Origin of the sequence: Victivallis sp., from assembly GCF_048170485.1 — a bacterium.
GTDB lineage: Bacteria > Verrucomicrobiota > Lentisphaeria > Victivallales > Victivallaceae > Victivallis.
In genome coordinates this window covers 1-25,990 of record NZ_DBEXAY010000168.1, presented here as the reverse complement: position 1 = coordinate 25,990, position 25,990 = coordinate 1, and the positions used below count along the sequence as shown (strand labels likewise).

Below are 25,990 nucleotides of genomic sequence, written 5' to 3'. Positions count from 1 at the left end.
TGGCGGCCGAGGGCGCCGACGCCGATGACACCGACTTTAAGTTTGCAGTCATTTTCAATCATGAGAGTTTCCTCCGGACAAACCATGGTTGTGAAAAATGTTTCCGGATAATATACACGTTTTTTTCAATAAATACAGCATATCCGGAGAGTTTCTCTTGCCGAAATCGCAAATCCGGGTTATATTTCTGCCGTACCAGCTGAATTTCTTAACCGATCAGGGAGCAAATTATGTCCAGAGAATTTCGTTTCAACCGGGTGCTGCTGAAGATCAGCGGCGAAGCGCTCAAGGGAACTCAGGATCACGGGTATGACGCGGAGGCGGTGCGCGAAGTGGTCTCCCGGGTCAAACGGATCATCGACCAGGATGTCGAAGTGGCGCTGGTGGTCGGCGCCGGGAACATCTGGCGCGGCGTCATGGGGCGCTCCGGCGGTATGGACCGGGTCAACGCCGAGTATATGGGCATGCTCGCCACCGTGATGAACGCGCTCTGTCTGCGGGATTTCTTTACGGCCGCCGGAGTTCCGGCGATCGTGCAGAGTTCGATCGGCATGGAGCCGATCGCGCCGCGCTATGACCGGGTGAAGGCGATTCGCGCGCTGGAGGCCGGGCAGCTGGTGATCTTCGCCGGCGGTACCGGCAGCCCCTTCTTCACCACCGACACCACCGCGGTGCTGCGCGCGCTGGAGACCGATTGCGACGCGGTGCTCAAGGCGACCAAGGTGGACGGCGTCTACACGGCGGACCCGATGAAGGATCCTTCCGCCCGGCGCTTTGCGACGCTGAGTTTCGACGAGGCGCTTTCCCGCCAGCTCAAGGTGATGGATTCGACCGCCTTTTCGATGTGCCGCGACAACGATCTGCCGATCATCGTCTTCAACTTCTCCGATCCGGAGAGTTTCGAGGCGGTGCTGGCGGGCGACACCGCTTACGGCACGATCGTGAGCTGAACGGACGGTGCGGCGACAAGGAGAAGAGAAGATCATGAGCATACATCCAACCGCGGTGGTGAGTCCGGAGGCGACCATCGGCCGCGATGTCCACATCGGCCCCTATTCGGTCATCGAAGGCAACGCCGTCATCGGAGACGACTGCTGGATCGATTCCCATGTGAAAATCGCGTCGCAGACGACACTCGGGCCGCGCTGCCGGGTCTATCTCGGGGCGCTGGTCGGCGAGGAGCCGCAGGATCACCGCTTCCGGCCGGGAACTCCGGCGACGACGGTGATCGGGGCGGATACGGTGTTGCGCGAGTATGTGACGATTCACCGCTCGCCGTTTGAGGGCGGCGTCACTTCGGTCGGCGACAAAACGCTGCTGATGGCGTTCGTCCACGTCGGACACGACGCGCGGATCGGCAGCCGGGTGACGGTGGCCAATCATACGGCAATTTCCGGACACGTGATCATCGAGGACGGCGCGGTGCTTTCCGGATACATTCTGATTCACCAGTTCTGCCGGATCGGCAGCATCGCGATGCTGGGCGCGCGGACGATTGTCCGGCAGGATGTGCCGCCCTACTGCATGCTGGCGGAGAACAGTTGCATCTGCGGCCCGAACGCGATCGGCCTGCGGCGGAACGGCTTCGACGGCCCCCGCCGGCTGGCGATCCGCAAGGCGATCAAGGAGGTGTTCTTCCGCGGACTGAATACGGCGAACGCGCTCGCGGCGATCGAGGCCGGGCCGGTGACGCCGGATGTGGAGCATTTCGTGGATTTCATCCGCCATTCCGACCGGGGCATCATGCCGGGCGATCCGGAGCTCATTGCACTCGGAACCCACCTGGACGGCCCGGAAGAGTGACGGATTCGGTTGTGGAAAACGGCAGCCAAAGGGGGTGCAGTATGAAAAAACGTTTCTTTCGATTTGCCATTCTCCCGCTTCTGGCGGGGATTCTGGCCGGCTGCGCGGAGCTGAACATCGGGACTGCGCTGCGCAACGATCCTGCCGCGCCTGGGCCGGTGAAGATCGGCGTGATCGCTCCGCTTTCCGGCGGCAACCGCTTTTACGGCGAACGGATGCTCGATGGGGTGCAGCTCGCGGTCGAGGAGCTGAACAACGGCCGCGGAATCAACGGCCGCAAGGTTGAACTGCTGGTCCGCGACAGCCGGAGCGAACCGGAGCGCGCGGCGGAACTGGTCCGTGACCTGAATGACGCGGGGATCGTCGGCCTCATTGCCGGTTACAGTTCCGACGAGGTGCTGGCGATTGCTCCGGAGGCGCGGAGACATTCTCTGCCGACGCTGGTGCCGCTGGCTACGTCGAGTGAAATCTTCGCGGGCAATCCATTCCTTTTCCGCAATACATTTACCGGCCGTGAGGAGGCGAAGGCGCTTGCCGGGTACGCCTGGTACTGGCGGAAACTGCTGCGGATTGCCGTGCTGACCGATGCGGGGCCGCGGGGGGGATACTCCCGCGAAATCGGCCGCGAAGCGGTGCGTTCCTTCACCGCACTGGGCGGCACGGTGGTCCGCGCCGCGGAAATTCAGACGGACGATCCCGGTCTTGAGGCGGTTCTGCGCGATGTTCTCGCCGCCGCTCCGCAGGGAATTCTGATTCCCTTCGAGACCTCGGAGGCCGCGTTGCTGGTCCGTCAGCTTCGGGAGATGGGCTATCAGGGGCTGCTGTTCGGCGGCGACTCCTGGGATGAAAACCGTTTCCTGCGCACCTGCGGCGCCCAGCCCGGAGACTGCGCCTACATCGCCTTTTACTCGCCGGAATCCGATTCTCCGGAAAACCGGCTGTTCCGGGACTCCTTCCGCCGCACCTTCTACCGGTATCCCGGCAGTTGCGAGGCCCAGGGGTACGATGCGGTGAAGCTTCTGGCGATCGGCCTGAGCGGGACCCGCACGCTGGAGGAGTTCACCACCAATCTGCTGGCGGTCCGCAACCAGCCGATGGCGGCGGGATTGATCACCATCCTGCCGGAGGGGAAACTGGACCGCACGGTCTATATCAATACGATCCGGCCGGCCGGGCGCAACAATCCCGAACCCACCGGAAGAACCAGCAAATCGTTTCTGCTTTCCAAACTCGACCAGTTCGTCAACTGAACCGGTGTGTCACCAAAAACTGGGAGTATTCTCAACATGTGGAAATCTCTTTTTCTCGTCTGTGCCGCCGCCGCCGTGTCGTTGAACGCGGCTCCGGTTCTTCACGTCGCCGCCGACCGGGCCGACGCGCTCTACCGCAAAGGGGAGCCGATATCCTTTCAGATCTCGCTGACTGATGACGGCCGTCCGCTCGCCTCGCAGAAGGTGAACTGGGAGTTCTTCGGCGACGACGCGGTCCGGGGCAGGGGGACGCTCGTCACCGATGCCGCCGGGAAAGCCGTGCTGGTCCGCAAGCTCGACCGGCCCGGATTCATGCGCTGCCGGGCGGAGGCTGTCATCGACGGGAAAAAGATTTCCGGTTCCGGCGGAGCCGGGGTCGAGCCGCAGAACATCACTCCCGCCCGCCCGACCCCCGCTGATTTCGATGCATTCTGGAATCAGCAGAAGGCGGAGCTGGACGCACTGCCGGTCGAGGCGGAACTCCGGGAAGTTCCCCCGAACCGCCCCGGTCTGGAAGGCCGGGTGAAGGTCTACGACTTTTCGGTCGCCTGTCCCGGCGGCCGCCCGGTGCGGGGGTACCTTGCGCTCCCGGTCGGCGCCAAACCGAAATCTCTGCCCGGCCAGATCTTCTTTCACGGCGCCGGTGTCGGTGGTTCGAACATGCCGCTCGGAGCCGCGCTCAGCGGCCGGATTGCCGTCGACATCAACGCGCACGGCATCGAAAACGGTCAGCCGAAGGAGTTCTATCAGAACCTGCTCAAAGGGGAGCTGCGCAACTACCGCTATGACGGCTGCACCAGCCGGGAGCAGAGTTATTTCCGCGGCATGTTCCGGCGGCTCTACCGGGCGCTGCAGTTTCTCAAGAGCCGCCCGGAGTGGGACGGCCGGATTCTGATCGCCACCGGCACCAGTCAGGGGGGAGGGCAGGCGCTGGTCGCCGCCGGACTTGATCCTGATGTGACCTGTTGCGTCGCCCATGTGCCCGCGCTCTGCGACCACGGCGGAATCACCATCGGGCGCGAGAGCGGCTGGCCCCGTTTCCACTGGAGAAAAGAGGGGCGTACACCGGAGGCGATTGCGGCCTCCGACTATGTCGATGCGGTCAACTTCGCAAAGCGGATTAAAAATGCGGAGTGTTTCCTCAGCACCGGATTTGTCGATCTCTCCTGCACGCCGAGCAGTGTTTACGCCGCGTTCAATTCGATACCGTCGCCGCGGAAACGGATTGTCAACAACGTTGCAAGCGATCACACGGTTCCCCGCGCCTGCTATCAGGCGAGCAACAAATTCGAGACGGAACACATCCGGAAGATGCGCAATGCGGAGGTCTCGAAATGAAGCTCTGCATGATTGGTTCGCGCGGCCACTGCCACTACGTCTTCGAATCGTTGAAAGAGGTTCCTTTTGTGGAGCTTGCCGCCGTCAGTTCCGGGTGCGAGGATTCGCCGCAGCGGTTGCTGGACGGGGCCGCCCGGTGTGGATTCACCCCGAAGGTTTACGACGACTACCGCGAGATGCTCGATCGGGAGAAGCCCGACCTGGTTTCGGTTGACGGTCCTTTCGACCGGCACGCGGAGATGTGCATTGAAGCGCTCCGGCGCAACATCAATGTTTTCTGCGAGAAGCCGATCGCGCTGGACTTCGCTTCGCTCGACGAAATAGAAAAGGCGCACGCGGCGGCATCGGCGAAAATCGTTTCGATGGTCGGGCTCCGCTACGAACCGGCCTTTCAGCATGCGCATGAACTGGTGGAGGCCGGGGCGGTGGGCAAGGTCAAACTCATCGGCACGCGCAAATCCTACCGGTTCGGGGTCCGTCCCGATTTCTACCGGAATCGCGCCACATACGGCGGAACCATTCCCTGGGTGGGCAGCCACGCGATGGACTGGATGATCTATTTCGGCAACAGCGGATTTGACACCGTCTGGGCCTGCGAAGAGCGAAGCGACAACTTCGGCTATGGGGATCTCGAGGTTGCCGCGCAGTGCCTCTTCCGCATGAGCAACGGTATCATCGCACAGGCGAGCATCGATTACCTCCGCCCGGCGGCGGCTCCGACGCATGGAGACGACCGGGTGCGGATTGCCGGGACCGACGGCGTGCTCGAAGTCGCCGGCGGCAGGATCATGCTGATCGATGCGCAGGGAGAGCGGGAGATCCCGGTCCCCCCGCCGAAGCGCAGTCTGTTTTCCGACTTTGTGCTCGATGTCGCGGGCGAGCGTCCGGCCCTGGTGGATGCTCCGCAGACCTTTCTGCTCACCCGCGCCTGCCTTGCGGCGCGCGAGTCGGCCGATACCGGCGAACTCTTTCACTTCGGAAAGTGAAATTCTCCTTGCACTTCAACGCTTCGGCAGCCAGACACGCAGAGTGTTCTCCGGCGTGAACCGGTTGCCGGCGGAGGCGTAATCGCACAGTTTGCTGCCGTCGGGGAGGCGGCAGAGCCGGGCGAACTCCGGTTCGGCCGGAGTTTCCTGCGCGTTTTCAATCTCTTCCGGAGAAACCGGGGTGTCCAGCTCGCCGAGACGGGAATCCCGGGCAAAGAGAACCGGGCCGCGCATCGCCGCGAGAAGCGCTCCGCCATCCGGGGCCGGGACGGCGCGGAACCGGAGGTCGAACTCCAGCTCCACCCGGTCTCCCGTCGTCCAGAGACGGTCGATTTCGGCGAAGGTGCCGGGGCGGGCGGGAATCTCTTCTCCGGCAACGCGGATCCGGGTGCGGGTGCTCCAGGCGGGCACGCGCAGTTTCAGACGGAACCGCCTGGGCGCCGGGAGTGAAACCGTGATCGCCGCGGTGGCGCCGTCCGGATAGTTCCCCGTGATCGAAAGAGCCGCTTCACTGCCGTCCGCGAGCGGAATTTTTGCTTCGCACGGTTCATAGAAGAGCACCGCCGGCCCCTCTTCGGTATGCATGACCGCGTAGCAGGCCGCGGTCGCCAATGCCTCCGGCCCCTGCGCGACACAGCAGTCCTCGCCGTAGCCCGGAATCTGATCGCCGGCCCGCTTCTTGAAGCTGCTTCCGGCCAGCGGAGTGGGGTTGGCGTGGAGCCACCAGCTGCCGTCCGGCACCATCGCGCCGAGGATGCCGTTGTAGAGGGCGCGTTCCATTTCATCGGCGGCGCTGAGCTCGCCGGTCAGGCGGAGAATCTGCCCGAAGAAGCGGATGCAGGTGGTGGTGACGCAGGTCTCCCCGAGGGAACCTGCGTCGCTCCGGGTCTGGTTGCGGCGTCCTTCGTACCAGAATTCGCCCCACATGTCCTTGAGGCCGCCGGCGCCGGTGATGAAGAGCTCCCGGTCGCGCACGGCACGGAAGTATTTCATCACCGCGTCGAGCTGTTCCGGATCGCCGGTTTCGCGGTAGAGTTCGAGCAGCCCTTCGAAGCAGGAGGTCATCTCATACGCCTTGCCGTTGCCGAGTTCGGCGGGCGCTGTTCCGCGTCGGGCGAGCGTAAAGATGTCTCCTTCGGTGGAGCCGCCCTGGGCGGCGATCCATTTGGCGTAGTCGAGAAACCGTTTTTCGCCGGTGACCCGGGCGGCGGCAACCACCGCGCCGAGGAGCGAGGAGGCGGCCAGTCCGGTGTGGTGGCCGCAATCGACGATGCGCTGCGCCTCCGGACCGACCTGGGTCATCAGGTGGTCAAGACAGCGGGCGACGGCGTGGCGGACCTCTTCGGAGCGTTCGATCTCCCGGTAGTAGCGGCAGAGGCCGAGCAGGGCGTATTTTCTGCCCCAGATGTCCCAGTCCTTGGTCTGGAGTTCGGCGGGGTAGGAGCTGATGCAGCCGTCGGGCGTCTGCGTGGTGCAGAGGTCGTGAACCGTCTTACGGATCAACTGCTCCAGTTCGGGGTCCGGCACGGCGTGCCAGGAGCGGATTGCCGAGCGGACGATTTTCCCCCAGAATTCGCATCTCCAGCGGCCATCCCGTTCATTCCTGTCGCGGAACGGTGCGACAAGGTGATCGTAATCCACCTTTTTCAAACGGTGGCTGATGCTCTTTTCCAGAGCTTTGCCGAGGCGCCCGCGGAGCGAAACGCCGCCGGGCGGAAGAATTTGGAGCTGATCTTTGACGGGAGACATCGGGTACTTTCCTCAAAATTGAACTGTTGTAAAAAAACTTCTCCGCCGGCTCCGTGTTTTGCGGAGTCGGCGGATAAAAAAGGCGAGTTGGAAATTACCGGGCGCGACGGGCGAGCATCCGGTCATGGTTGTCCCAGTAGAGGGAGTCCGGTTTTTCCAGCGTGGCCCTGACGCTGTCGCGGTACTGGAACGGTACGGTGATGAACGTCGGATAGTTCCGGCCGGAAATCCGGACCGCCAGCGGCAGATAGACGTAGGCGCTGTCGAATTCCCCGACCGTCAGTTCCACTTCGATGCTCGAAACGGCCCCGTAACGGATTCCGAGAACCTGCTGTTCGCCCTGCTTGACGCTCCACCCTTCGGGAAGGTTCCAGTCGAAGTAGCAGATTTTGTTTTCCAGGTGCGGATTGCGGAGCGCGAGACGGAGCCGTTTCGTTTCGCCGGGAGTTGCCTCCACGCCGTCGAGGTATTCCACTTCGACCTTGCCGAACGGGCAATCGGTGCGGAAGGCGAAGGAGGACTTTTTCCAGAGCCGCCGTTCGACCTGTTCGCCCGAGAGCAAAGAGGCGCGGAGTTTTTCCGAAATCGCAGTCGGCCCGTCGGTCAGGCGCGGCAGAGTGGGATTGGCCATCTGGGTCTCCTCGGTACAGCGGAGCACCCGTTCGGTCAGCTCGTCGAGGTCGGTCGGAGCTTCCGCGTGGAAGGGATCGATCGCCACCGTGCGGATGGTTTCGCCGATCGGCTCGATCCATTCGGCCGGGATGCCGGAACGGCCCTTGACGATGCCGAGGACGGCCCCGACCGTCGCTCCGGTGCAGTCGGTGTCGTCGCCGCAGTTGACCGCATAGCAGAGACTGCGGCCGAAATCCCCTTCGCCGTAGAGCAGCCCGATGACCGCAAAGGCGACGTTGGCGGGCGCCTGGAACCAGCCGAGATCGGCGCTGTCTTCGACGACCGCGTTGCGGGCGGTTTTGAAGTCGTGCCCGGCTTCATACTCCCGGATGGCGATGCCGACGCTGCGGGCGACGCGGCAGTCGGCGGGAATCTTCGCCAGGGCGATGTCGATCAGTTTGCGGATGTCGCTTTCGACGAAGGCGGCGGATTCCATCGCGGTGGTGAAGAGTTCCGCATAGATGCCGTCACCGGCATGGTCGACGCAGGCGTCGCACCAGGCGAACTCCAGCGCGTCGTCGGGGGCGCCGGGGAAGAGGCAGGCCCAGATTTCGGAGCGGATCCAGGCGCCGTTGCTGTTCTTCCACTGGTCGTTGTTGCAGGCGCCCGAAAGCGGGGGAACGAGCCCGTTGGCCATGTTCACCTTGCCGATGCCGTATTCATTCCAGGGGCCGGTGATGTGGTTGAGCCAGTATTCGCCGAGGACCCGTTCGTTGACCTGATAGATGCCGTTCTCTTCGACCGCGAGCAGCCAGATGAGCTGAAGGTCGAGGTCGTCGTTGGGGGCGGGCTTGCCTTTGAGATCCTGAACGTAGAAATTGACGTCGAAGATTTCGCGGCGTCCCTCCATGGGGGCGCCGAGCGTGCCGCCGATGTTCTTGCCGGTCCAGCAGCCGAGCACCTTGTCCCGGTATTCGCCGCGGTTGATGAATTCATTCGATGGAACCTTTTCGCCGAACATCTGATCTCCCTCCTGTTGTTTGCCGGTTCTGAAACCGCCTGTTCCGGCGGTCTGATGAGGAATATACATTGCTTTCCGGCGGCAAACTATAACCGAAAAGGGAAAAAACAGGATTTTTCGTGGAAAATTCTTCGGTGACGGCCGGTTTATTTTCCGATAAATTTCCGATAATCGCGAGGTGTTCTGCCGGTGATTTTCCGGAAGACCCGGGTGAAGTAACTGGAGTCTTCGAACCCGCAGCGGGAGGCGATTTCCGTGATGCTCCACTCCGGCCGCTCCCGGAGCAGCTGCTGAGCCTTCTCCACCCGCAGGACGCTGAGGTAGCGCACCAGCGGCACCCCGGTCCGCGCCCGGAAGAACTCCCCGACGTAGGAGGAACTGAGCCCGGCGGCGGCTGCCGCCTGCTCCAGATCGAACGGCCGGAGGTAACTGCTGTTGATGTATTCGATGATGCGGCTCAGGGAGTTGAACGGATTGTCGCCGCGGGTGAGGCTGGACGGTGCTTTGCGGAGCGCTTCCCGGCAGCGGCAGATCTCATTGATGAGCAGTGTCAGGTATGCTTTTGCCCCCAGCTGTGCGCCGGGGGCGGTTCCGGTGAGCTCCTCCCGGAGGCGGTCGAAGAGAGTGCGGAGCCGCTCCGCCGCGGGCGGGGGAAGGGAGAGTTTGCACCGCACATTGCGCTCCCGGGATTCGAAAAGCTCCTGAAACCCGGGGTGTTCCCGGAAATACTCCTGCTCTTTCGCGCTGAACAGCGCGAGGTGAAACATCAGGTTGTAGAAGACCAGCTCCGTATTCGAGTAGAAGGTGTGCGTCGCCCCGCGCGCAATCACATAGAGATCCCCGGCGATGGTCGGGTAGGTCATGTTGTTGATGAAGTTGACGCCGTTGCCGGAGAGCACGTAGACCACCTCGACGCAGTCGTGGAGATGCTCGTTGGAAACGTTGTCCTTTTTCCAGCGCTGAATATTGAGCGCGATCGGCAGTTTGCCGGATTTGAAATCTTTCAGGTGAAATGTTTTCATGGCCTCTCCGCCTTTTCGCCGGATATAGTATAGCGCGAAGCGGGAGGAAAAGCAACCGGGGGCGAGGAAAATCCCGCTCCTTTTTCCTCCCTTCCGCCGGAGCGGATTGAAAAACGTGCGATGCGGTGGTACATTAGCCTGCCCGGCGGCGCATCCGCAATCCGGAAAGCGCGGTGCGACCGATCCGGAAGGGAGGAAGATACGATGTTTTTTGTAGTGGACCATCCCTGCGTCAGGGCGAAACTCTCCCTGTTGCGGGATGAAGCAACCGATTCGAAACATTTTCGCGAATATGTCGGGGAGATCACCTGCTTCATCGCCTATGAGGCGCTGAAGAATCTGGAGACGGAGGAGATTCCGGTGAAGACGCCGCTGTGTGAAACCACCGGCTGCCGTATCCGGAACGATGTGGCGATCGTGCCGATTCTCCGGGCGGGCATCGGCATGCTCGACGGCATTCTCAAACTGGTCCCTGACGCGACGGTCGGATTCGTCGGGCTGGAGCGCGACCACGTCACCGCCGAGCCGAAGGAGTACTACTGCAAACTGCCCGCCGCGGGGCCGGATTCGCTGGCGGTGGTGGTCGACCCGATGCTGGCCACCGGCGGTTCGCTTGCCGCGACCGTCGACGTGCTCAAGCGGAACGGATTCTCGCGCATCGTGGTGATCACCATCCTCGCCGCTCCCGAGGGGCGCGACCGGATGGAGCAGCTGCATCCGGATGTCAAGGTCTATACCGGCTCGCTCGACGCCGGTCTCAACGAGCACAAATACATCCTGCCCGGTCTCGGCGATGCCGGGGACCGCATCTTCGGCACCCTCTGACCGGGGGCTGACTTTCCATTTCCCGGTTCCGGTGTTATATTATGGGGATGACGGCGGGGGACAACGTTTGAAACAGAGGACAGGAGAAAAGAAAATGGATGATATCAGCAAGCGCATTCTGGAGTTGAAGCGCGAGCGTCACGCGGTGATTCTCGCGCACAATTACGTTGCTCCCGAGATTCAGGATCTCGCCGATTTCACGGGGGATTCTCTGGAGCTCAGCATCAAGGCCGAATCGGTCCATGCGGAGGTGATCGTCTTCTGCGGCGTCCGGTTCATGGCGGAGACGGCGAAGCTGCTCTCGCCGCAGTCGACGGTGCTGCTGCCGAAATCCGACGCCGGCTGCCCGATGGCCGATATGGCCGATCCCGACGAGGTGGCCGCCTGCCGCCGGAAGAATCCCGACGCGGTCTTCGTCGCCTACGTGAACAGCACCGCCCGGGTCAAGGCGCTGGTGGATATCTGCTGCACGTCGGGCAATGCGGAGAAGATCATCCGTTCGATTCCGCAGGATCGCCCGATCGTGTTCCTGCCGGACCGCAACCTCGGCGGAAACATGATGAAAAAGCTCGGCCGCAAGATGGAGCTCTGGCCGGGATGCTGCCCGATTCACGATCAGGTGACGGTCGAAATGATCCAACGTGCGCGGGCCGCCGCGCCGGGTGCTCCGGTGCTGGTTCACCCCGAATGCCGGGTCGAGGTGGTGGATGCCGCGGACGAAGCGCTGAGCACCGCCGGAATCCTCCGCTTCTGCCGGGAATCTTCCGGAAAGCGGTTCATCATCGGCACGGAGCAGGGGATCCTCCACCGTCTGCGCAAGGAGAATCCGGGCAAGGAGTTTCTGCCGCTGGAGCCGGCGATGGTCTGCTGCGATATGAAGAAGGTCACGCTGAATGATCTCTACGTTTCGCTCCGCGACATGACCGAGAAAATCGAGCTGGATCCGGCGCTGGCCGAGGCGGCGGTCCGCCCGATCCGGCGGATGCTCGATGTAAAATAGTTCGGGAAAAAAAGTTCTGAATGCTCTTCCCCGATTGAAAAATATCCGGGGCGGCGATATATTAAATATTTTGATGCCTCCGGGGCCCGGATGTAGAAAGGGGTTCGGCGGAGCGGATGGAGACCGCCCGCATTGCGGGAATCCGGAGGGTGTCGCAGCAACAGGAGTTATTATGAGTCGTGATATTACCAGATGTTCGGAAGCGGAACTTCTCGAACTCAAGGCGGAGTTGGACCGGCAGTATGCCGGGTACGTGGCGCAGAATCTGAAACTTGACATGTCGCGCGGCAAGCCTTCCGGAACTCAGCTCAACCTGACGAATGGGATTCTCGACAAACTTGACAACTACGTGACCAGCGACGGCGTCGACGCCCGCAACTACGGCGGTCTGGATGGAATTCCCGAGGCGCGTCACCTCTTCTCCGAGCTGCTCGGCATCGATGTGGACAAGATCATCATCGGCGGAAATTCCAGTTTGAACCTGATGTACGACACGATGATGCGGCTCTACGTCTTCGGCACCGGCGGCCATGAGCCGTGGCGCAAGCTGCCGGTCGTGAAGTTCCTCTGCCCGAGCCCCGGGTACGACCGCCACTTCTCCATCTGCGAGGATCTCGGGATCGAAATGATCGTCATCCCGATGACGGAAACCGGTCCGGATATGGACATGGTGGAAAAGCTGGTCGCCGGGGATGAGGCGATCAAGGGCATCTGGTGCGTGCCGCTCTACTCCAACCCGCAGGGGATCTGCTACAGTGATGAGACGGTGGACCGGCTCGCCCGGATGAAGACCGCCGCGCCGGACTTCCGCATCTTCTGGGACAACGCCTACGGAGTCCACCACATCTATGCCGAAGAGAAGATCAAGGATATCTTCGCCGCCTGCGAAGCGGCCGGGAATCCGGACCGTGTCTTCTACTTCTTCTCGACCTCGAAGATCACCTTCCCGGGGGCGGGAATCTCCATGATGGCGAGCTCCCCCGCCAATCTGAAAGAGGTCCGCAAGCATATGTCGGTGCAGACCATCGGGCATGACAAGCTCAATCAGCTCCGCACCGTCCGCTACCTGAAGGACGCCGAAGGAGTGAAGGCGCATATGCGGCTGCTGGCCGGAGAGCTGAAGCCGAAATTCGATATCGTGCTCGAGACGCTTGAGCGGGAGCTCGGCGGAACCGGACTCGCCTCCTGGACGAAGCCGAAAGGCGGCTATTTCGTCGCGCTCGACACGCTCGACGGCTGTGCGAAGGCGACGGTGGAAATGGCGAAGGAGGCGGGGGTGAAGCTCACCGGTGCGGGGGTGACCTTCCCCTACAAGAAGGATCCGCGCGACCGCAACATCCGGATTGCTCCGACCTATCCGACGCTTGATGAACTGCGGACCGCCATGGAGCTGCTCTGCGTGTGCGTCAAGCGTGCCGGTGTCGACAAGCTGTTGAAGGAGAAGAAATAAGTTTCTTTAAACGGCTGATGATGACGTCGAATTCGTCCGGGGATGGTGTCGTATCCGTGCCCGGGCGTTTTTTTGTGGCAGAAAAGAATAAGAGTGAGGGGAGGGGGCCATGCGGATTCCGTTGAATCCGACGATCCACGACATCGCCCGGTTCAGCGGCGAAGAGTTTCCGCTGTGGAGTTTCGTCGAGGAGCAGGGGGACACCGCTCTGCACGGGCACCGGTTTGTCGAGGTGGCCTTTCTCACCGGCGGCGAGGTGGGGCACCGCACGCCGTTCGGGCTGGAGCGGGTGCGCCGGGGAGATGTCCTGGTGATTCCCGAAGGGGGACTCCACGGCTATGAGGAGGCGGCGAAGTGCCGGCTCATCAATCTGCTTTTCGCGCCGCACCGGCTGCCGCTGCAGCTCCTCGATCTCTACACCCACCCGGGATACCGGCGCCTTTTCATGACCGATGTGGAGACCTTCGAACGGCTGGGGGGGATATCCGCGCCTGACGTTGCCGCCCGGCGTGTTCCGGCAGGTCCGCGGCTGTCTGAAGGAGATCATCCGCATCGAGCAGGGGGACGCACCCGGGCGGCGCTGCCGGATGATGGGCTATCTCATGGTGATCTTGAGTCTGCTGGCGGACCTCTGCGGGGGCAAACCGGAGGAGGCGCCGCCGGCCCGGGGAGGGGTCGACCGCGTTGTCCGCTATCTGAACGGGAACTTTCAGCGGCAGATCCGCCTGGAGGAGCTGGCCCGGATGGCCGCGATGTCGGAAAATTCCCTGCTTCATCACTTCTCCGGCATGATCGGAACCACGCCGATGAAGTACCTCACCCGGTTGCGGATTCGCTACGCGGCTGAACTGCTTCACAACACCGATATGCCGGTGGCGGAGGTCGCGGAGAGCGCCGGATTTGCAGATCCGGCCTATTTCTCCCGCGCCTTCCGCCGGGAAACCGGTCTGGCGCCGCTCGATTACCGCTCTTCCGGCCGCAGGGATTTCTGCGGTGGCGGGAGAAAGGTTTGACCTTCCTTGCCGCTCAGGAGGCCGAACAGCAGCAGCAGCGCCCGCGCGGCCGTGCTTTCACGAACCCGCCGCCGGTCCCCGGAAAAGTGGAACTCCCCGACCCGGAGCTCTTCCCCGACCTTGGCCGCGATGTAGACCAGTCCGACCGGTTTTTCGGGCGTGCCGCCGCCCGGCCCGGCAATGCCGGTCACTGCGACGGCGCAGTCGGCTGCCAGGCGTTCCGTCGCGCCGCATACCATCGCTTCGGCACACTCCGCACTGACTGCGCCGAAGCGGGCGAGCAGCTCTTCCGGAACGCCGAGCAGGGTGTGTTTGAGTTCATTGCTGTAGACCACCGCGCCGCCTTTGAAGACCGAGGAGATTCCGGCATGGTCGGTGAGCATGCCGGCGATTCTGCCGCCGGTGCAGGACTCCGCGGTGACCAGTGTGAGTCGCCGTTCCTCGAGCAGGGTGGCGATCGCCGTCACCAGGTCGAGAGAACCGGCCGGGAGCGCGGCGTCGCCGAGTTCAGTTCGTGCCTCCACCACCGCCGCCTCGACCTCCGCCGGAGCCGAACCGGAAACGAAAACCCGGGTTCCCTCCGGCCGGGCGCAGTAGGCAAGTTCCACCGGCCGGTCGCGGAGCAGTTTCTCCAGCCGGAGCTGAACGGAGTATTCGCCGCATCCGGCGGCCAGAAATCCCTGCGTATATTCGTGGCCGGCCCCCGCTTCATACGCGGCGACGGCCGGAATGACCGACTCTTCCGCCATCGGCTCGAGTTCGGCGGGAGGGCCGGGCAGCAGAAAAATCCGCCGCATCCGCCCGCCGTATTCGGTGTCGATGCGGATGCCGGACGCGGAACCGTTCGCGTTCGGCAGAATGGTCGCGCCATGCGGCACCCGCGCCTGCCGGAGGACGGTTTTCGGGGCGCGCCGCCCTTCGTGACGGCGGCTCCAGAACTGCTCCACCTTCTCAGCCAGCAGGGGATCGATTTCCAGCTCCAGCCCGAAGAAACGGCTCACCGCATCGAGGGTGAGGTCGTCGCGGGTCGGCCCGAGACCGCCGGTGATGAGGACGGTGTCGGCGGCGCGGAGCGCGTCGCCCAGCGCGGCGGTGATTTCCGCCGGATGATCTCCGGCCGTCAGTTCCAGCACCGGACGAAGTCCGGCGGCGGCGAGACGGCGGCAGAGAAATCCCGCGTTGGTGTTGAGAATGGTTCCTTTCAGAAGTTCAGTTCCGGTGGATAGAATGGCGATGCTCATGGATGAATGTTCTCCGTAGTTCTGTTCATAGTCAATGCGCCGATCGCCCGGCCGATCCGGGTGAGGTTGCGGGGCGCGGCACCAAGTGCTTCCGGGAGCGGGCCGGGGCCGGCGGCGATGCTGAAGCAGGCCGCGAACTCCTTCTCCAGCTCTTCCGAGCCGGGGCCGAGCGCTCCGGAGACGAGAATGGCCGGAATGCCGAGTTTCCGGGCATGGCGGGCGACGGCGCCCGGAAGTTTTCCGGCGAGGCTCTGATCGTCACTGCGGCCTTCTCCGGTCAGGATGAAGTCCGCCCCGGCGGCCTTGCGGTCGAATTCGACCAGTTCTAGCATCAGCTCCGCGCCGGACTCCATTTTGCCGCCGAGTACTTTCCGGAGGGCGAAGCCGAGTCCGCCCGCGGCGCCGTCGCCCGGCGCAGTGCCGTCGTCATGCCAGAGCGCCGCCCAGTGCGCGAGTGCCGCGTCGAGCTGTTTCACCTCTTCCGGAGAGGCGCCCTTCTGCGGCCCGAACACCGGAGCGGCTCCCCGGGCTCCGCAGAGCGGATTGTTGACGTCGGAGGCGATGCGGATGCGGCTCTTCGCAAGCCGTGGATCGAGCCCGGAACCATCCACCTGCGCCACCTCCGGCAGGGTGCCGCCGCCTGCACCGGGCGGCAGGAGCGTGCCGGTACGGTCGAAAAGTTTCACGCCCAGCGCCTGAAGCATTCCCGCGCCGCCGTCGACGGTGGCGGAGCCGCCGATGCCGATGACGAAGTCGCGCACTCCGAGATCGAGCAGGTGACGGAAGAGCTCCCCCGTGCCGCGGGTGGTGGCCCGCATCGGGTCTAGCCTGCCGCCGGTAAGCTCCAGGCCGGACGCGGAGGCCATTTCGAACACGGCGGAACCATCCGGCAGAAGGGCGAAGGGCGCTTTGACCGGTTCGCCGAAGGGGCCGGTGACCGCGGCGGTGTGGAGTTCGCCCGAGGCCGCTTCGGCGGCCGCCTCGGTGGTGCCTTCGCCGCCGTCCGCCAGCGGCAGGAGCACCAGTTCCGCGGTCGGAGCGGAAGAGCGGATTCCCGCAGCCAGCCGGAAACAGACCTCCGGCGAGCGCAGACAGTTTTTGAAGGAGTCGGGGGCGATGACGAATTTCATAAGGAGTTGCTCCGGATTGTAGTTCGCGGCATATAGACTTGATTGGAGGGTTTCCCCGAGAGAAAATCGTGTGAAATCCGGCTGCCGAACCAGACGGAGAACGCCGCGCGCAGTGCGTTGGAGGCGTTGTCGCGCCGGCCGCGGTCGAAGCCGGAGACCGGGTCGAGCTCCGTGCCGCTCCCCGCCACCAGATCGGCGGATTCCAGCGCATTCCCGGGATCGGTGGAGAAGTCGCTGTTGAGCGACGGGTGAAACGAAGCCGGCGATTTCCAGCGGTAGCTGTAGTTCTCCTGCCGGGAATAGGCTGGGGTGGAGAACTGCCCGGGAACTGCGTCGAGAACGGTCGCATTCACCTGCCCGAGCCGGTCGCCGGAGGAGAAGGGGATGGTGGCGTAATGCCTGCCGTTTACCGAATAGCTGCCGTAGCTCCAGAAACCGAGTTCATTTTCCGAACGCCACGCGGGCGTGTCCGCATCTCCGGCGCGGAGTTCCGCGGAGAGCTTTGCCTCCAGAAGCTGCCGGTTGTCGGCGACCATGACGCCGGCGAGCATCACGATGCCGAGCAGCACGGCGGTCACCGCGGTCAGCATGACCGCAAGTTCAATCGTCGCCTGGCCGGACTCCCGTCTGCGATGGATTTTCATGGTATTCCCTCTCTTTCTTCCTACAGCCGGGGCGGCCCGGGCATCGTGTCGGAACCGGGTCCGGAGGACCAGCCGCCTCCGCCGCCTCCTCCTCCGCCGACCGATTCCCCGCGGACGGTCGGATCGCTTTCGTCGTTGGTAATGATGTGGCCGCGCGAATCCACCACATAGTACCCGCCGCTGCCGCCGGGATAGATGCGCAGGGCGGTTCCGCCGTTGCGGTAGTCGGTCACCCGCTCCTCGCGCGGTGCAAAATTTGTCTCACTGCCGCCGCAGAGCTTGGGTTCCTGCAGCCAGCCCGGGCCGTCGGGAGTCTCCTGGCTGTAGACGAGCGTTTCGCGCTCCCGCAGATAGCGGGTGAGGTGATCCCGCCAGCGTTCGTCGAATGCCGCCTGGTCGAAGTTCTGGTTCCAGCCGTAGAAGCGGAAGTTTTTCCCGTCGGCGAGATGTTGAAGCAGTTTGAGGTACGCTTCCGTCGAGGCCGGCGGGGAGCTGTTGTCCCACAGGGAGCTTTTGTCCGCCAGCCAGCTTAAAAAGCGCATGAGCGGCGAGTTTGCGCCCTGCAGCACGTTGAAGTTTTCCGGCAGCGGCATGTAGGTCGGCATGATCGAAACGTCGGTGAAGACCGGCAGCACCAGCGGAATCGCGATCGGCGGCGTTTCGTCCGGCAGTTCCCCCAGCGCCTTGGCGATTGCTCCGGCGCGGTAGCCGGAGAACCCGGCAGCGGCGGAACGGCTGGTGCGACGGCTGCCGATGTGGACGGCATCCCGTTTCCGCTCCTGAAATCTTGCGTCGAAATCGGCGGACTTCGACGAACTGCCGCCAATGCTGTACTGCGCCGTGAGGCCGACGTCGACGCTCCCCTCCGCATAGGCGGCGGGGCCTTCGTAGACATACTGCGGCCGGATGGGACGGCGCAGGGCGGTTCCGCCGAACCAGTAGTCGAAATGGTCCTCGTCGTAACTGCTGTTTCGCGCCCGGAAGTAGTCCGGATACCAGTCGTCGGCGTAGCGGCACCAGTTGAACTGCACGCCGACAGCCTCCCAGGCGCGGCGGCTCTCGTCGGAACGGATGGTTTCGTCGGGCAGAAGTTTTTCCAGCGTTGCGGAATTCTCCGCATAGCCGTATCCGGCGTACCAGGGGCTCTCCGTCACCGAATCGTACTGGAGCCCCAGAGTGAATATTTCACTCTCCCCGGGGAAGTCGGCAAACGAGTAGTCGATATCCCACCACTTGCCGCGGAACTGTTCGTCGCTCCATTTGACGAAGTGATAGATGGCGCCGAACCAGTGGCTCTGCACCGGGGGATCGCCGTCGGCGATCTCTCCGGCGTGCCGGAGGATCTCTTCGTAAAGATCTTCTTCCCCGATGGCAGCGGGCGAAACCTGCGGCGTCCCGGTCAGGCGCGCGTTGGGGTAGACCGCGACGCCGTTGCTGTCGATCGCGCTGATCAACGCAAGGTAGGGCAGCCGCCAGCGGTAACCGTGAATGTACTCCGGCGCGCCTCCCTGTTCCGGGAAGTATCTCCGGTCGGTGAGCAGAAGCTCCCGGTAGAAGTCGAGGCTGGTGACCGGATTAAGTCCGTTCGCCTTTGCGGCCTGCTGTGCCGCGGCAAATCCGATCAGCGGCCCGATGAAGCTGATCCGCGCCTGCATTTCGGTAAGCAGGGCGAGCCGGGCGTTGAGCCGCTGTGCGTTCTCCAGCGTATACCGGTCGCCCGCCGCAGGGGCGAGCGGCGAAAACTCCTCCCAGCGGTTGTCCGTTTCCAGCAGGGTTTCCACCGCTTTGATGAGGTTGATTTCGCCGATCAGGTTGAGCGAGGCACGCTGCCAGTCTGCCCCGGCCAGCGCCGCCGCCTGCTGGGCGGTTTCGGTTTTGAACTTCGCCCGCATGACGTTGTGCAGGTCGAAGAGAAAGAACAGCGCGATCAGCAGAATCAGAAGCATGAGAATGCCGACCACCAGTACCTGACCGTTTTCGCCGGTGCCGCCGCGGGAGGATCTTGAAGCCATGATGCGTCACTCCTCCAGATAGAGCCGCGAATAGTCGCGGGTGCGGACCGTGGCGGAAGGGGAGGGGGGCTCGGCGATGCCCAGCGGAGTCGCCAGATTGGGGTGAAGCAGCGGCGCATTGTGAAGTTCCACCGTGGAGGAGATCACGCCGATGTCATTCTGCAGAAGATCGCTGCGGCCGCGCAACCGCAACTCCGGTATTTCCGAATTCGCCCGCGGAAGCCAGTAACGGTAGCGGATGCCGCTTTCGTCGCCGCGGGTCATGTAGCGCTCCGCCAGCTCCCGCTCTTCGCCGCCGATGGCGTCGCCGCCCTCCAGCGGGCCGGAGATGCCGATGGCCGCCACCCGTCCGGAACGCCAGGCCAGCTCCGGGCGGTAGCCGAGCGCCAGCCCTTTGGCGGAGTAGTGGGCGGCATATTCACAGAACAGTTCGGCCACGCTCCAGTGAAAAATCTGGAGCAGGCCGAAGAAGAGCAGGAAGAGGATGCACAGCGCAATCATCGCCTCCAGAAGCGATGCGCCGCGCTGGCGCCGGATGCGCTGTTTTTTCCCTCTGGAGTGCCGCATCGGCTCCATTCTCCCGCTGTGGAAGGGACGGCCGGAATTCAGTGTTCCCAACCTTCCCCGGTTTCGGCGTGGTGCCGGAGGACGTCGCGCTTGATCTTGCCGGAGAAGGTCTTCGGCATCTGGCGGACGAATTCGATCTCACGCGGATACTTGTACGGCGCCGTCTCTTTCTTGACGAAGTTCTGAATCTCGCGCACAAGCGATTCGGTCGCCTCGAATTCCGGGCGCAGCACGATGTAGGCCTTGACCCGTGCGCCGCGCAGCGGGTCGGGCGCGCCCACTACCGCAACTTCCAGCACCGAAGGATGATGCGAGATGGCGTCTTCCACCTCGGACGGGCCGATGCGGTAGCCGGAACTCTTGATGATGTCGTCGGTGCGGCCGACGAACCAGAAATAGCCGTCCTCATCCTGATAGGCGCGGTCGCCGGTGTAGTAGTAATCGCCGATGAAACAGGCCTTGTTTTCCGGCTCGTTGTAAAGGTACTTGTCGAAGAGCCCCACCGGACGGTCGCCGTCGGAGATTTTGACCGCGATCCGGCCGTCTTCGCCCTGCTTGACCGGCTTGCCCTCTTCGTCGTGGATCTCCACCTTCCAGCCGGGGGCGGGGACGCCCATCGAACCCGGTTTCGGCTTCACCCAGCGGAAGGTGCCGATCATGCAGACGGTTTCGGTCTGGCCGTAGGCTTCGCGGATGGTGAGCCCGGTGCTCTCCTTCCACAGACGGATGGTTTCGGTCTGCATGGGTTCGCCCGCGGTGGTGCATTCGCGCAACTCGGTGAAGTCGTAGCGGCCGATGTCGTTGAGCGTCATCATCCGGTAGACGGTCGGCGGCGCACAGAAGCTGGTGAGCTCGTACTTCTCAATCAGCGGCAGAAGTTCGTCGGCGTGGAACTTGCCGCGGATGTCGTAGATGAAGAGGCAGGTCCCGATGATCCACTGGCCGAAGTAGTTGCCCCACAAATTCTTGCCCCAGCCGGTATCCGAGACGGTCATGTGCAGGTCGTTCGGCTTGAGGTTGTGCCAGAGTTCCGCGGTGATCTGGTGACCGAGCGGATAGGCGTAGTTGTGCATCACCATCTTGGGATACTTGCTCGTACCGCTGGTGAAGATCAGCAGCATCGGCGCGCTGGAACGGGTCCGGATTTTGACCGGACTCTTGACCGCGTGGCGCGAAAGCGTGCTGTTCGGACCGGCGATTTCAGCCCGGTAGCTGATCCAGTTGGGGCGTTTGCCATCCACCAGCAGCCGGATGGCCAGCGAGGGGCAGTCGTCGTAGATCTCGTCGAACTTGTGAGCGTTTTCCGAGTCGGTGATGACCATTTTGAATCTGCCGTAGCGGATTCGATGCTGAATGTCCTGGCTGGTCAGCAGCGTCGGGGAGGGGCACTGCACCGCGCCGAGCTTGATCAGCGCCAGCGAGAAGATCCACCACTCCGGCAGCCGGGGCAGCATGATGAAGACGCGGTCTCCGGCGGTGATGCCGAGCTTGATCAGCAGATTGGCCGCCTGGTTGGAGAGCTTGCTCATATCGTGGAAGGTGAACCGCTTCTCCTCCCCCTTCTGGTTGGCCCAGATCATCGCGAGCTTATTGCGGTCGCGTCTGGCCCATTCGTCGACGACGTCGTAGCCGAAGTTGTAGTATTCCGGCGCTTTGACCGGGAAGTGGGGGGGGATCTCCTGCGGACAAACCTCTTTTTCGGTGGATCGTTTCATTTTCTCGATATCACGTCCATGGTTGTTTCTGCCGGCGGGAACAGCTCCGGGCCGGCCTTTTATTCTTGTTGCAATACTATACACCGGAAACGGCTGAAACGCAACCGGGATTCCTCCCGGAGAATTTTATTTTCGAAATTCGATTGAAAAAACAGCTTTCTCCGCTACATTAAAGAAATATTCAAAACTACAGGAAAGTGTGGTGTACGATGGAGAAAATTCGAGTAGTGATTGCCGGGTTCGGCAATGTCGGTCGCGGAGTGCTCGCTTCGATTCGCAACAATCCGGATATGGAACTGGTCGGCGTCGTGAGCCGTTCGCCCGAACGGGTGAAAAAGGAGCTTGCCGATATCCCGGTGATGCCGATCGCCGACAGCGAAGCGTGGCTGGCCGCGTTCCGCCCCGATGTGGCGATCCTCTGCGGCGGTTCCAAGAACGATCTGCCCAAGCAGGGGCCGATGATGGCGAAGCTGGTCAACACCGTGGACAGCTTCGACAATCACAGCCGGATTCCGGAATATTTCGCTGAGATGGACGCCGCGGCGAAGGCGGCCGGGCATGTGTCGGTCATTTCGACCGGCTGGGATCCGGGAATTTTCTCGCTGGAGCGGGTGCTCGGCGGCGCCTTCATCCCCGGCGCGCGCGCCTATGGATTCTACGGTCTCGGGCCGAAGGGCGGACTGAGCATGGGTCACTCCGACGCGCTGCGGACGATTCCGGGGGTCAAGGACGCCCGGCAGTTCACCCATGCGATCCCCGAGGCGATCGAACGGGTGCGCCGTGGGGAAAATCCCGATTTCCAGCCCGGCGACATGCATACGCGTGAATGTTTCGTCGTCGTCGAGGAGGGGGCTGACAAAGAGGCGATCACCCGCGCCATTCTGGAAATGCCCGGTTACTTCGCCCCCTATAAGACGACGGTGAACTTCATCAGCCAGCAGGAGCTGGATGAAAAGTACAAGGGGTTCCCGCACGATGGACTGGCGATTGCCGCCGGCAAGACCGGCAACGGCAATGCCGCTCTGGCCGAGTACCGCTGTCAGTGGGGGAGCAATCCGGAAGCGACCGCCAACGTGCTTGTGGCGCATGCCCGGGCGGTGGTCCGCCTCGCCCGCGAAGGGCGCAAGGGGGCGTTCACCATCCTCGACATTCCGGCGAGCTACTTCACCACGCTGTCGCGCGAGGAGCTGCTCAAGCACTGGATGTAATTTCCGCCGCACGTCCGGAAAGGACAAAAAAATTCCGCCGATTCCCGGGAATGAGCCGGGGCGGCGGATTTTTTTGCCATGTGGTTCTATTTTTCCTGAACGAGGGCGGCGATGCTGGGAAGATTCCGGTAGAGTTCATCGGCGTCCAGCCCGTAGCCGACGAGGTAGCGGTCGGGCAGAACCACACCGGTCCAGTCAGCATGCGCAACGCCGTCCGGCCGGGGGCGGATCTTTTCCACCATGACCGCGGTGCGCACGGAGGCGGCGCCGCGACGGCGGAAATATTCCGCGACACAGGCGAGCGTACAGCCGGTGTCGAGCACCTCGTCCGCCAGCAGGATGTGACGCCCTTCCGGCGGGAGTTTCAGAGAGGAGCGGAAATTCAGTTCGCCGCTGCTCTTGCGGTCGTGATAGCTGGAGACGCTGACCGTATCGACGTAGAGCGGCAGATCGATGGCGCGCATGAGGTCGGCGGCGAAGGGGAGGGCGCCGTTCATCAGCGAGACGAGGGTCAGCGGTTTGTTGCGGTAGAATTCGGTGATTTCCCGGCCGAGACGGGCGATCTGCCGGGCGATCTCCTCGGCGGAGCAGAGAATTTCCATAGACACAGGGAGTATTCCTCCTAATTGTAGATTTTTCCCGGAAATATAGTGCAAATTCCCGGTAATTGCAAATTGAATATTGTTCCGGGACCGTTAAATTAAAAACAGCACCCGAAAAACAAATGCAAGAGGGAGGAAAAATTATGGGTACGCCTGCGTGGCTTGACGACGCTGTCTTTTACGAAATCTATCCGCAGTCCTTTCAGGACACCAACGGCGACGGAATCGGGGACCTGCCCGGAATCATCGACCGTCTGGACTATATCAAATCGCTGAACGTGAACGCGCTCTGGCTCAATCCCTGCTTCGTCTCCCCCTTCATGGATGCGGGGTACGACGTGGCGGACTTCTACCGGATTGCCCCCCGCTACGGCACCAACGACGACATGAAACGCCTCTGCGAGGAGGCGCACGCCCGGGGAATCCGGGTGATTCTCGACCTGGTGGCGGGACACACTTCAATCGAACACCCGTGGTTCAAGGCCTCCGCCTCGGCGGAGAAGACGCCGTACGACGACTACTTCGTCTGGACCGACGGCTGGGGCGAGAAGACCGGCGACTACCGGTTCATCTCCGGAATGGAGCCGCGGAACGGTTACTTCATGATCAACTTTTTCGCCTGCCAGCCGGCGCTGAACTACGGATTCAAGAAGCCGGATCCGACCATGCCGTGGCAGAAATCCTCCGACGACCCTGCGGTCCGCCGGGTGTGGGAGGAGACGAAGAACATCATGAAATTCTGGCTCGATCTCGGCTGTGACGGCTTCCGCGTCGATATGGCGCCCAGCCTGGTGAAGGGCGACCCGGACGGCGAAGGAATCCGGGAGATCTGGCACTACTACCGCAGCTGGCTCGACGAGAACTATCCCGAGGCGGTGCTGATTTCCGAGTGGTCGTGCCCGCCGAAGGCGATCGACGCCGGATTCCACATCGACTTCATGATTCACTTCGGGCAGGAGGGATTCCGCGATCTCTTCCTCAAGGAGAACTGCTTCTTCAACCGCAACGGCAAGGGGGACGCCTCGCGCTTCATCGAGGAGCTCACCGGCAATCTCGCGCACATCGGCGACCGCGGCTTTGTGGCGGTTCCGACTGCGAACCACGACATGAGCCGCATCCGCGGGAAGCGGTCGCTGGCCGACCTCCGTCTGACCCACACCTTTCTGATGCTGTTGCCGGGTGTGCCGTTCGTCTACTACGGCGACGAAATCGGCATGGCGAACGTGGCCGGACTCGGCAACAAAGAGGGCTCCTACAGCCGTTCGGAGTGCCGCACGCCGATGCAGTGGGCGCCGGGCGAGAAGGCGGGATTCTCGACTGCCGAACCGGAGAAGTTCTACCTGCCGCTTGATCCGGACCCGGGCCGCCCCGACGTGGAGACGCAGGAGAAGGACCCGGAATCGCTGCTCGCCTTCACCCGCAAGCTGATCGCTCTGCGACGGGCGAATCCGGCGCTCCGCTCCCGGGGCGGATTCCGCTGCCTCTATTGCAGCAAGGGGAAGAGTCCGCTTGTTTACGAGCGTTTCCTCGGGGACGAGCGCTGGGTGGTTGCGGTCAACCCGGAGGAGAAGGAAAACTCTGTGGAGTTTGCGCTCCCCGGAGCCGACCGTTTCCAGCAGGTAATCGACTGCGGCGGTGCGGTTCTGGAGGCCGCACCTGGTGCCGCGCTTCTGCGGATGCCGCCCTGTTCCTGCGCGGTCTGGAGCAATCGCTAACCTCCCCGGAAAAAACGCCCGGTTTTCATGCCGGGCGTTTTTTTGCGGGGGCGGTTTTTCCGGGAGGAGATGACCGCCCCCGCCGGTGCACGGGAAGCGTCTTCAGCAGCGGACGACGCCTTTGATGAAGTTACCGCGGTGCAGCTCCATATCCTCGTTGGCCTTGTCGAACTCCTCCATCGAGTAGAAATGGGTCGTCACCCCGGTGAACTTCCAGATGCCCCGCGAGAGCAGCATCAGGCAGCGCCGGCAGAGGCCCGCCTCGTACATGATCCGGCGCTCATGGCAGTTGATGGTGTCAATCGCCTTGAAGTTCCACAGCTTGTAGTCGATTGTGCGGAGCCCGTCGTTGTGGTACCCTCCGATGCCGAGACGACCGTGCGCACAGACCAGCTCGCCGGCCAGCTGCAGACCGTCTTCGGTGCCGGTGAACTCCATCACGTGCGGGAAGCCGATGCCGAAAATATCGGTCTTATGCCCGTCCCGTGTCAGATCCGGCGTGCCGATCGCCTTCCAGTCAAGCCGGTACTCCGCCGGAATCTCCTCCGGAGCGAGGACCTCAGTCGCCCCCATTTTCTTCGCATTTTCGCGTGCTTCCGGCCGCTTGTCGATTGCGACGATGTCGCCGTATCCCATCGCCTTGAAGAGCGAGATCATGCCGAGACCCATGTAGCCGGTGCCCACGACCGCGATCGGGTCGCCGAGCGTGGTCCACGGCATTTTCATGGCGGCGGAGAGCAGGCAGGCGAGCGGTTCGACGATGGCGTCCTCATCCTTGAGGTTATCCGGCACGTGACAGGTTTTATCCGGTTCCATGACGATATATTCGCGGTAGCCGCCGCCGCCGAGGCCGGTGACGCGATCGCCCTCTTTGAACTCCGTGACGTTTCTCCCGCACTTTGCCACGACGCCGACCGTTTCATGCCCGAAGACCTCGCCCGGTTTTGCGGTCGACCACGGATACCACTCCGAATGACACATCCCGGTATAGGTGACTTTTACCAGCAGCTGGTCATCGGTGATCTCCGGAATCGGAACATCGATGATTTTGCTTTTACGGGGTCCGGCCATGACAATCTGTTTCATA

23 protein-coding genes are annotated in these 25,990 nt (G+C 62.7%); 11 read left to right on the top strand and 12 right to left on the bottom strand.

Annotated features, from left to right (window positions below):
* Positions 1-230 precede the first annotated feature (230 nt).
* The 5 genes from pyrH to ACMLHG_RS08840 are packed head-to-tail and all read left to right on the top strand — an operon-like array spanning position 231 to position 5,377.
* Complete coding sequence (pyrH, locus tag ACMLHG_RS08860) at positions 231-950, top strand: UMP kinase (RefSeq protein WP_417170262.1); 720 nt, start codon at positions 231-233, stop codon at positions 948-950.
* 34 nt (positions 951-984) lie between these two features.
* Positions 985-1,803 carry an acyl-ACP--UDP-N-acetylglucosamine O-acyltransferase gene (gene lpxA, locus ACMLHG_RS08855; protein WP_294435695.1) on the top strand — a complete coding sequence of 273 codons (819 nt, stop codon included), beginning with the start codon at positions 985-987 and terminating at the stop codon, positions 1,801-1,803.
* A gap of 41 nt (positions 1,804-1,844) precedes the next feature.
* A complete protein-coding gene (locus ACMLHG_RS08850) occupies positions 1,845-3,053 on the top strand; it encodes an ABC transporter substrate-binding protein (protein WP_417170261.1) in 1,209 nt (402 codons plus the stop codon).
* 36 nt (positions 3,054-3,089) lie between these two features.
* On the top strand, positions 3,090-4,391 hold the full coding sequence (locus ACMLHG_RS08845; protein WP_417170260.1) for an acetylxylan esterase: 1,302 nt from the start codon (positions 3,090-3,092) through the stop codon (positions 4,389-4,391).
* Positions 4,388-5,377: a Gfo/Idh/MocA family protein gene (locus tag ACMLHG_RS08840; protein WP_417170259.1), complete on the top strand. Its 990-nt coding sequence runs from the start codon at positions 4,388-4,390 to the stop codon at positions 5,375-5,377. The genes ACMLHG_RS08845 and ACMLHG_RS08840 overlap by 4 nt, the downstream gene beginning before the upstream one ends.
* 15 nt (positions 5,378-5,392) lie before the next feature.
* Here ACMLHG_RS08840 and ACMLHG_RS08835 read toward each other — a convergent pair whose 3' ends face one another.
* From ACMLHG_RS08835 to ACMLHG_RS08825, 3 genes are all read right to left on the bottom strand, one after another.
* Positions 5,393-7,126, bottom strand: coding sequence for a beta-L-arabinofuranosidase domain-containing protein (locus tag ACMLHG_RS08835; RefSeq protein WP_417170258.1), 1,734 nt, complete (start codon positions 7,124-7,126; stop codon positions 5,393-5,395).
* A gap of 94 nt (positions 7,127-7,220) precedes the next feature.
* Entirely contained in the window at positions 7,221-8,759 is a 1,539-nt protein-coding gene (locus ACMLHG_RS08830; RefSeq protein WP_417170257.1) for an ADP-ribosylglycohydrolase family protein, read from the bottom strand.
* Between the two features lie 146 nt (positions 8,760-8,905).
* Positions 8,906-9,781, bottom strand: a complete 876-nt coding sequence (locus tag ACMLHG_RS08825; RefSeq protein WP_417170256.1) for a helix-turn-helix domain-containing protein — start codon at positions 9,779-9,781, stop codon at positions 8,906-8,908.
* A 204-nt stretch (positions 9,782-9,985) separates the two neighbouring features.
* Between ACMLHG_RS08825 and upp the strand changes: the two genes are divergently transcribed.
* The 3 genes from upp to ACMLHG_RS08810 all read left to right on the top strand — a co-directional run bounded on the left by upp (position 9,986) and on the right by ACMLHG_RS08810 (position 13,056).
* Positions 9,986-10,606, top strand: coding sequence for a uracil phosphoribosyltransferase (gene upp, locus ACMLHG_RS08820; RefSeq protein WP_417170255.1), 621 nt, complete (start codon positions 9,986-9,988; stop codon positions 10,604-10,606).
* A gap of 94 nt (positions 10,607-10,700) precedes the next feature.
* Complete coding sequence (gene nadA / locus ACMLHG_RS08815) at positions 10,701-11,606, top strand: quinolinate synthase NadA (RefSeq protein WP_417170254.1); 906 nt, start codon at positions 10,701-10,703, stop codon at positions 11,604-11,606.
* Between the two features lie 172 nt (positions 11,607-11,778).
* Positions 11,779-13,056, top strand: a complete 1,278-nt coding sequence (locus ACMLHG_RS08810) for an aminotransferase class I/II-fold pyridoxal phosphate-dependent enzyme (RefSeq protein ID WP_294435680.1) — start codon at positions 11,779-11,781, stop codon at positions 13,054-13,056.
* Here ACMLHG_RS08810 and ACMLHG_RS08805 read toward each other — a convergent pair.
* Entirely contained in the window at positions 13,013-13,480 is a 468-nt protein-coding gene (locus ACMLHG_RS08805; RefSeq protein ID WP_417170253.1) for a hypothetical protein, read from the bottom strand. The two genes, ACMLHG_RS08810 and ACMLHG_RS08805, sit on opposite strands and share 44 nt — an antisense overlap.
* A gap of 28 nt (positions 13,481-13,508) precedes the next feature.
* Here ACMLHG_RS08805 and ACMLHG_RS08800 point away from each other — a divergent pair, with 28 nt between their 5' ends.
* The gene (locus ACMLHG_RS08800; RefSeq protein ID WP_417170252.1) at positions 13,509-14,069 is read left to right on the top strand and encodes a helix-turn-helix domain-containing protein; all 561 of its coding nucleotides are present in this window, start codon (positions 13,509-13,511) and stop codon (positions 14,067-14,069) included.
* On the opposite strand, the gene ACMLHG_RS08795 is transcribed toward ACMLHG_RS08800, so the two are convergent.
* Genes ACMLHG_RS08795 through ACMLHG_RS08770 form a run of 6 tightly spaced genes read right to left on the bottom strand, consistent with a single transcriptional unit; the run spans position 14,018 to position 21,378 of the window.
* On the bottom strand, positions 14,018-15,310 hold the full coding sequence (locus ACMLHG_RS08795; RefSeq protein ID WP_417170251.1) for a CinA family nicotinamide mononucleotide deamidase-related protein: 1,293 nt from the start codon (positions 15,308-15,310) through the stop codon (positions 14,018-14,020). The two genes, ACMLHG_RS08800 and ACMLHG_RS08795, sit on opposite strands and share 52 nt — an antisense overlap.
* On the bottom strand, positions 15,307-16,440 hold the full coding sequence (locus ACMLHG_RS08790) for a glycerate kinase (RefSeq protein ID WP_295809293.1): 1,134 nt from the start codon (positions 16,438-16,440) through the stop codon (positions 15,307-15,309). Before ACMLHG_RS08790 ends, ACMLHG_RS08795 begins: the two co-directional genes overlap by 4 nt.
* Positions 16,437-17,084: a hypothetical protein gene (locus tag ACMLHG_RS08785; protein WP_294435674.1), complete on the bottom strand. Its 648-nt coding sequence runs from the start codon at positions 17,082-17,084 to the stop codon at positions 16,437-16,439. Before ACMLHG_RS08785 ends, ACMLHG_RS08790 begins: the two co-directional genes overlap by 4 nt.
* Positions 17,085-17,104: 20 nt before the next feature.
* Entirely contained in the window at positions 17,105-19,096 is a 1,992-nt protein-coding gene (locus tag ACMLHG_RS08780; RefSeq protein WP_417170250.1) for a pilus assembly protein TadG-related protein, read from the bottom strand.
* 6 nt (positions 19,097-19,102) lie between these two features.
* Complete coding sequence (locus tag ACMLHG_RS08775; RefSeq protein ID WP_294435669.1) at positions 19,103-19,663, bottom strand: hypothetical protein; 561 nt, start codon at positions 19,661-19,663, stop codon at positions 19,103-19,105.
* Positions 19,664-19,701: 38 nt separating this feature from the next.
* Complete coding sequence (locus ACMLHG_RS08770) at positions 19,702-21,378, bottom strand: AMP-binding protein (protein WP_417170249.1); 1,677 nt, start codon at positions 21,376-21,378, stop codon at positions 19,702-19,704.
* A 209-nt stretch (positions 21,379-21,587) separates the two neighbouring features.
* Between ACMLHG_RS08770 and ACMLHG_RS08765 the strand changes: the two genes are divergently transcribed.
* Entirely contained in the window at positions 21,588-22,586 is a 999-nt protein-coding gene (locus ACMLHG_RS08765) for a diaminopimelate dehydrogenase (protein WP_294435667.1), read from the top strand.
* 86 nt (positions 22,587-22,672) lie between these two features.
* On the opposite strand, the gene ACMLHG_RS08760 is transcribed toward ACMLHG_RS08765, so the two are convergent.
* Complete coding sequence (locus ACMLHG_RS08760; RefSeq protein ID WP_295809362.1) at positions 22,673-23,188, bottom strand: phosphoribosyltransferase; 516 nt, start codon at positions 23,186-23,188, stop codon at positions 22,673-22,675.
* Positions 23,189-23,331: 143 nt separating this feature from the next.
* On the opposite strand from ACMLHG_RS08760, the gene ACMLHG_RS08755 reads away from it, so the two are divergent.
* On the top strand, positions 23,332-24,903 hold the full coding sequence (locus ACMLHG_RS08755) for an alpha-amylase family glycosyl hydrolase (protein ID WP_417170248.1): 1,572 nt from the start codon (positions 23,332-23,334) through the stop codon (positions 24,901-24,903).
* A 102-nt stretch (positions 24,904-25,005) separates the two neighbouring features.
* Here ACMLHG_RS08755 and ACMLHG_RS08750 read toward each other — a convergent pair.
* A partial coding sequence (locus ACMLHG_RS08750; protein ID WP_295809309.1) for an alcohol dehydrogenase catalytic domain-containing protein occupies positions 25,006-25,990 on the bottom strand: 985 nt, incomplete at its 5' end.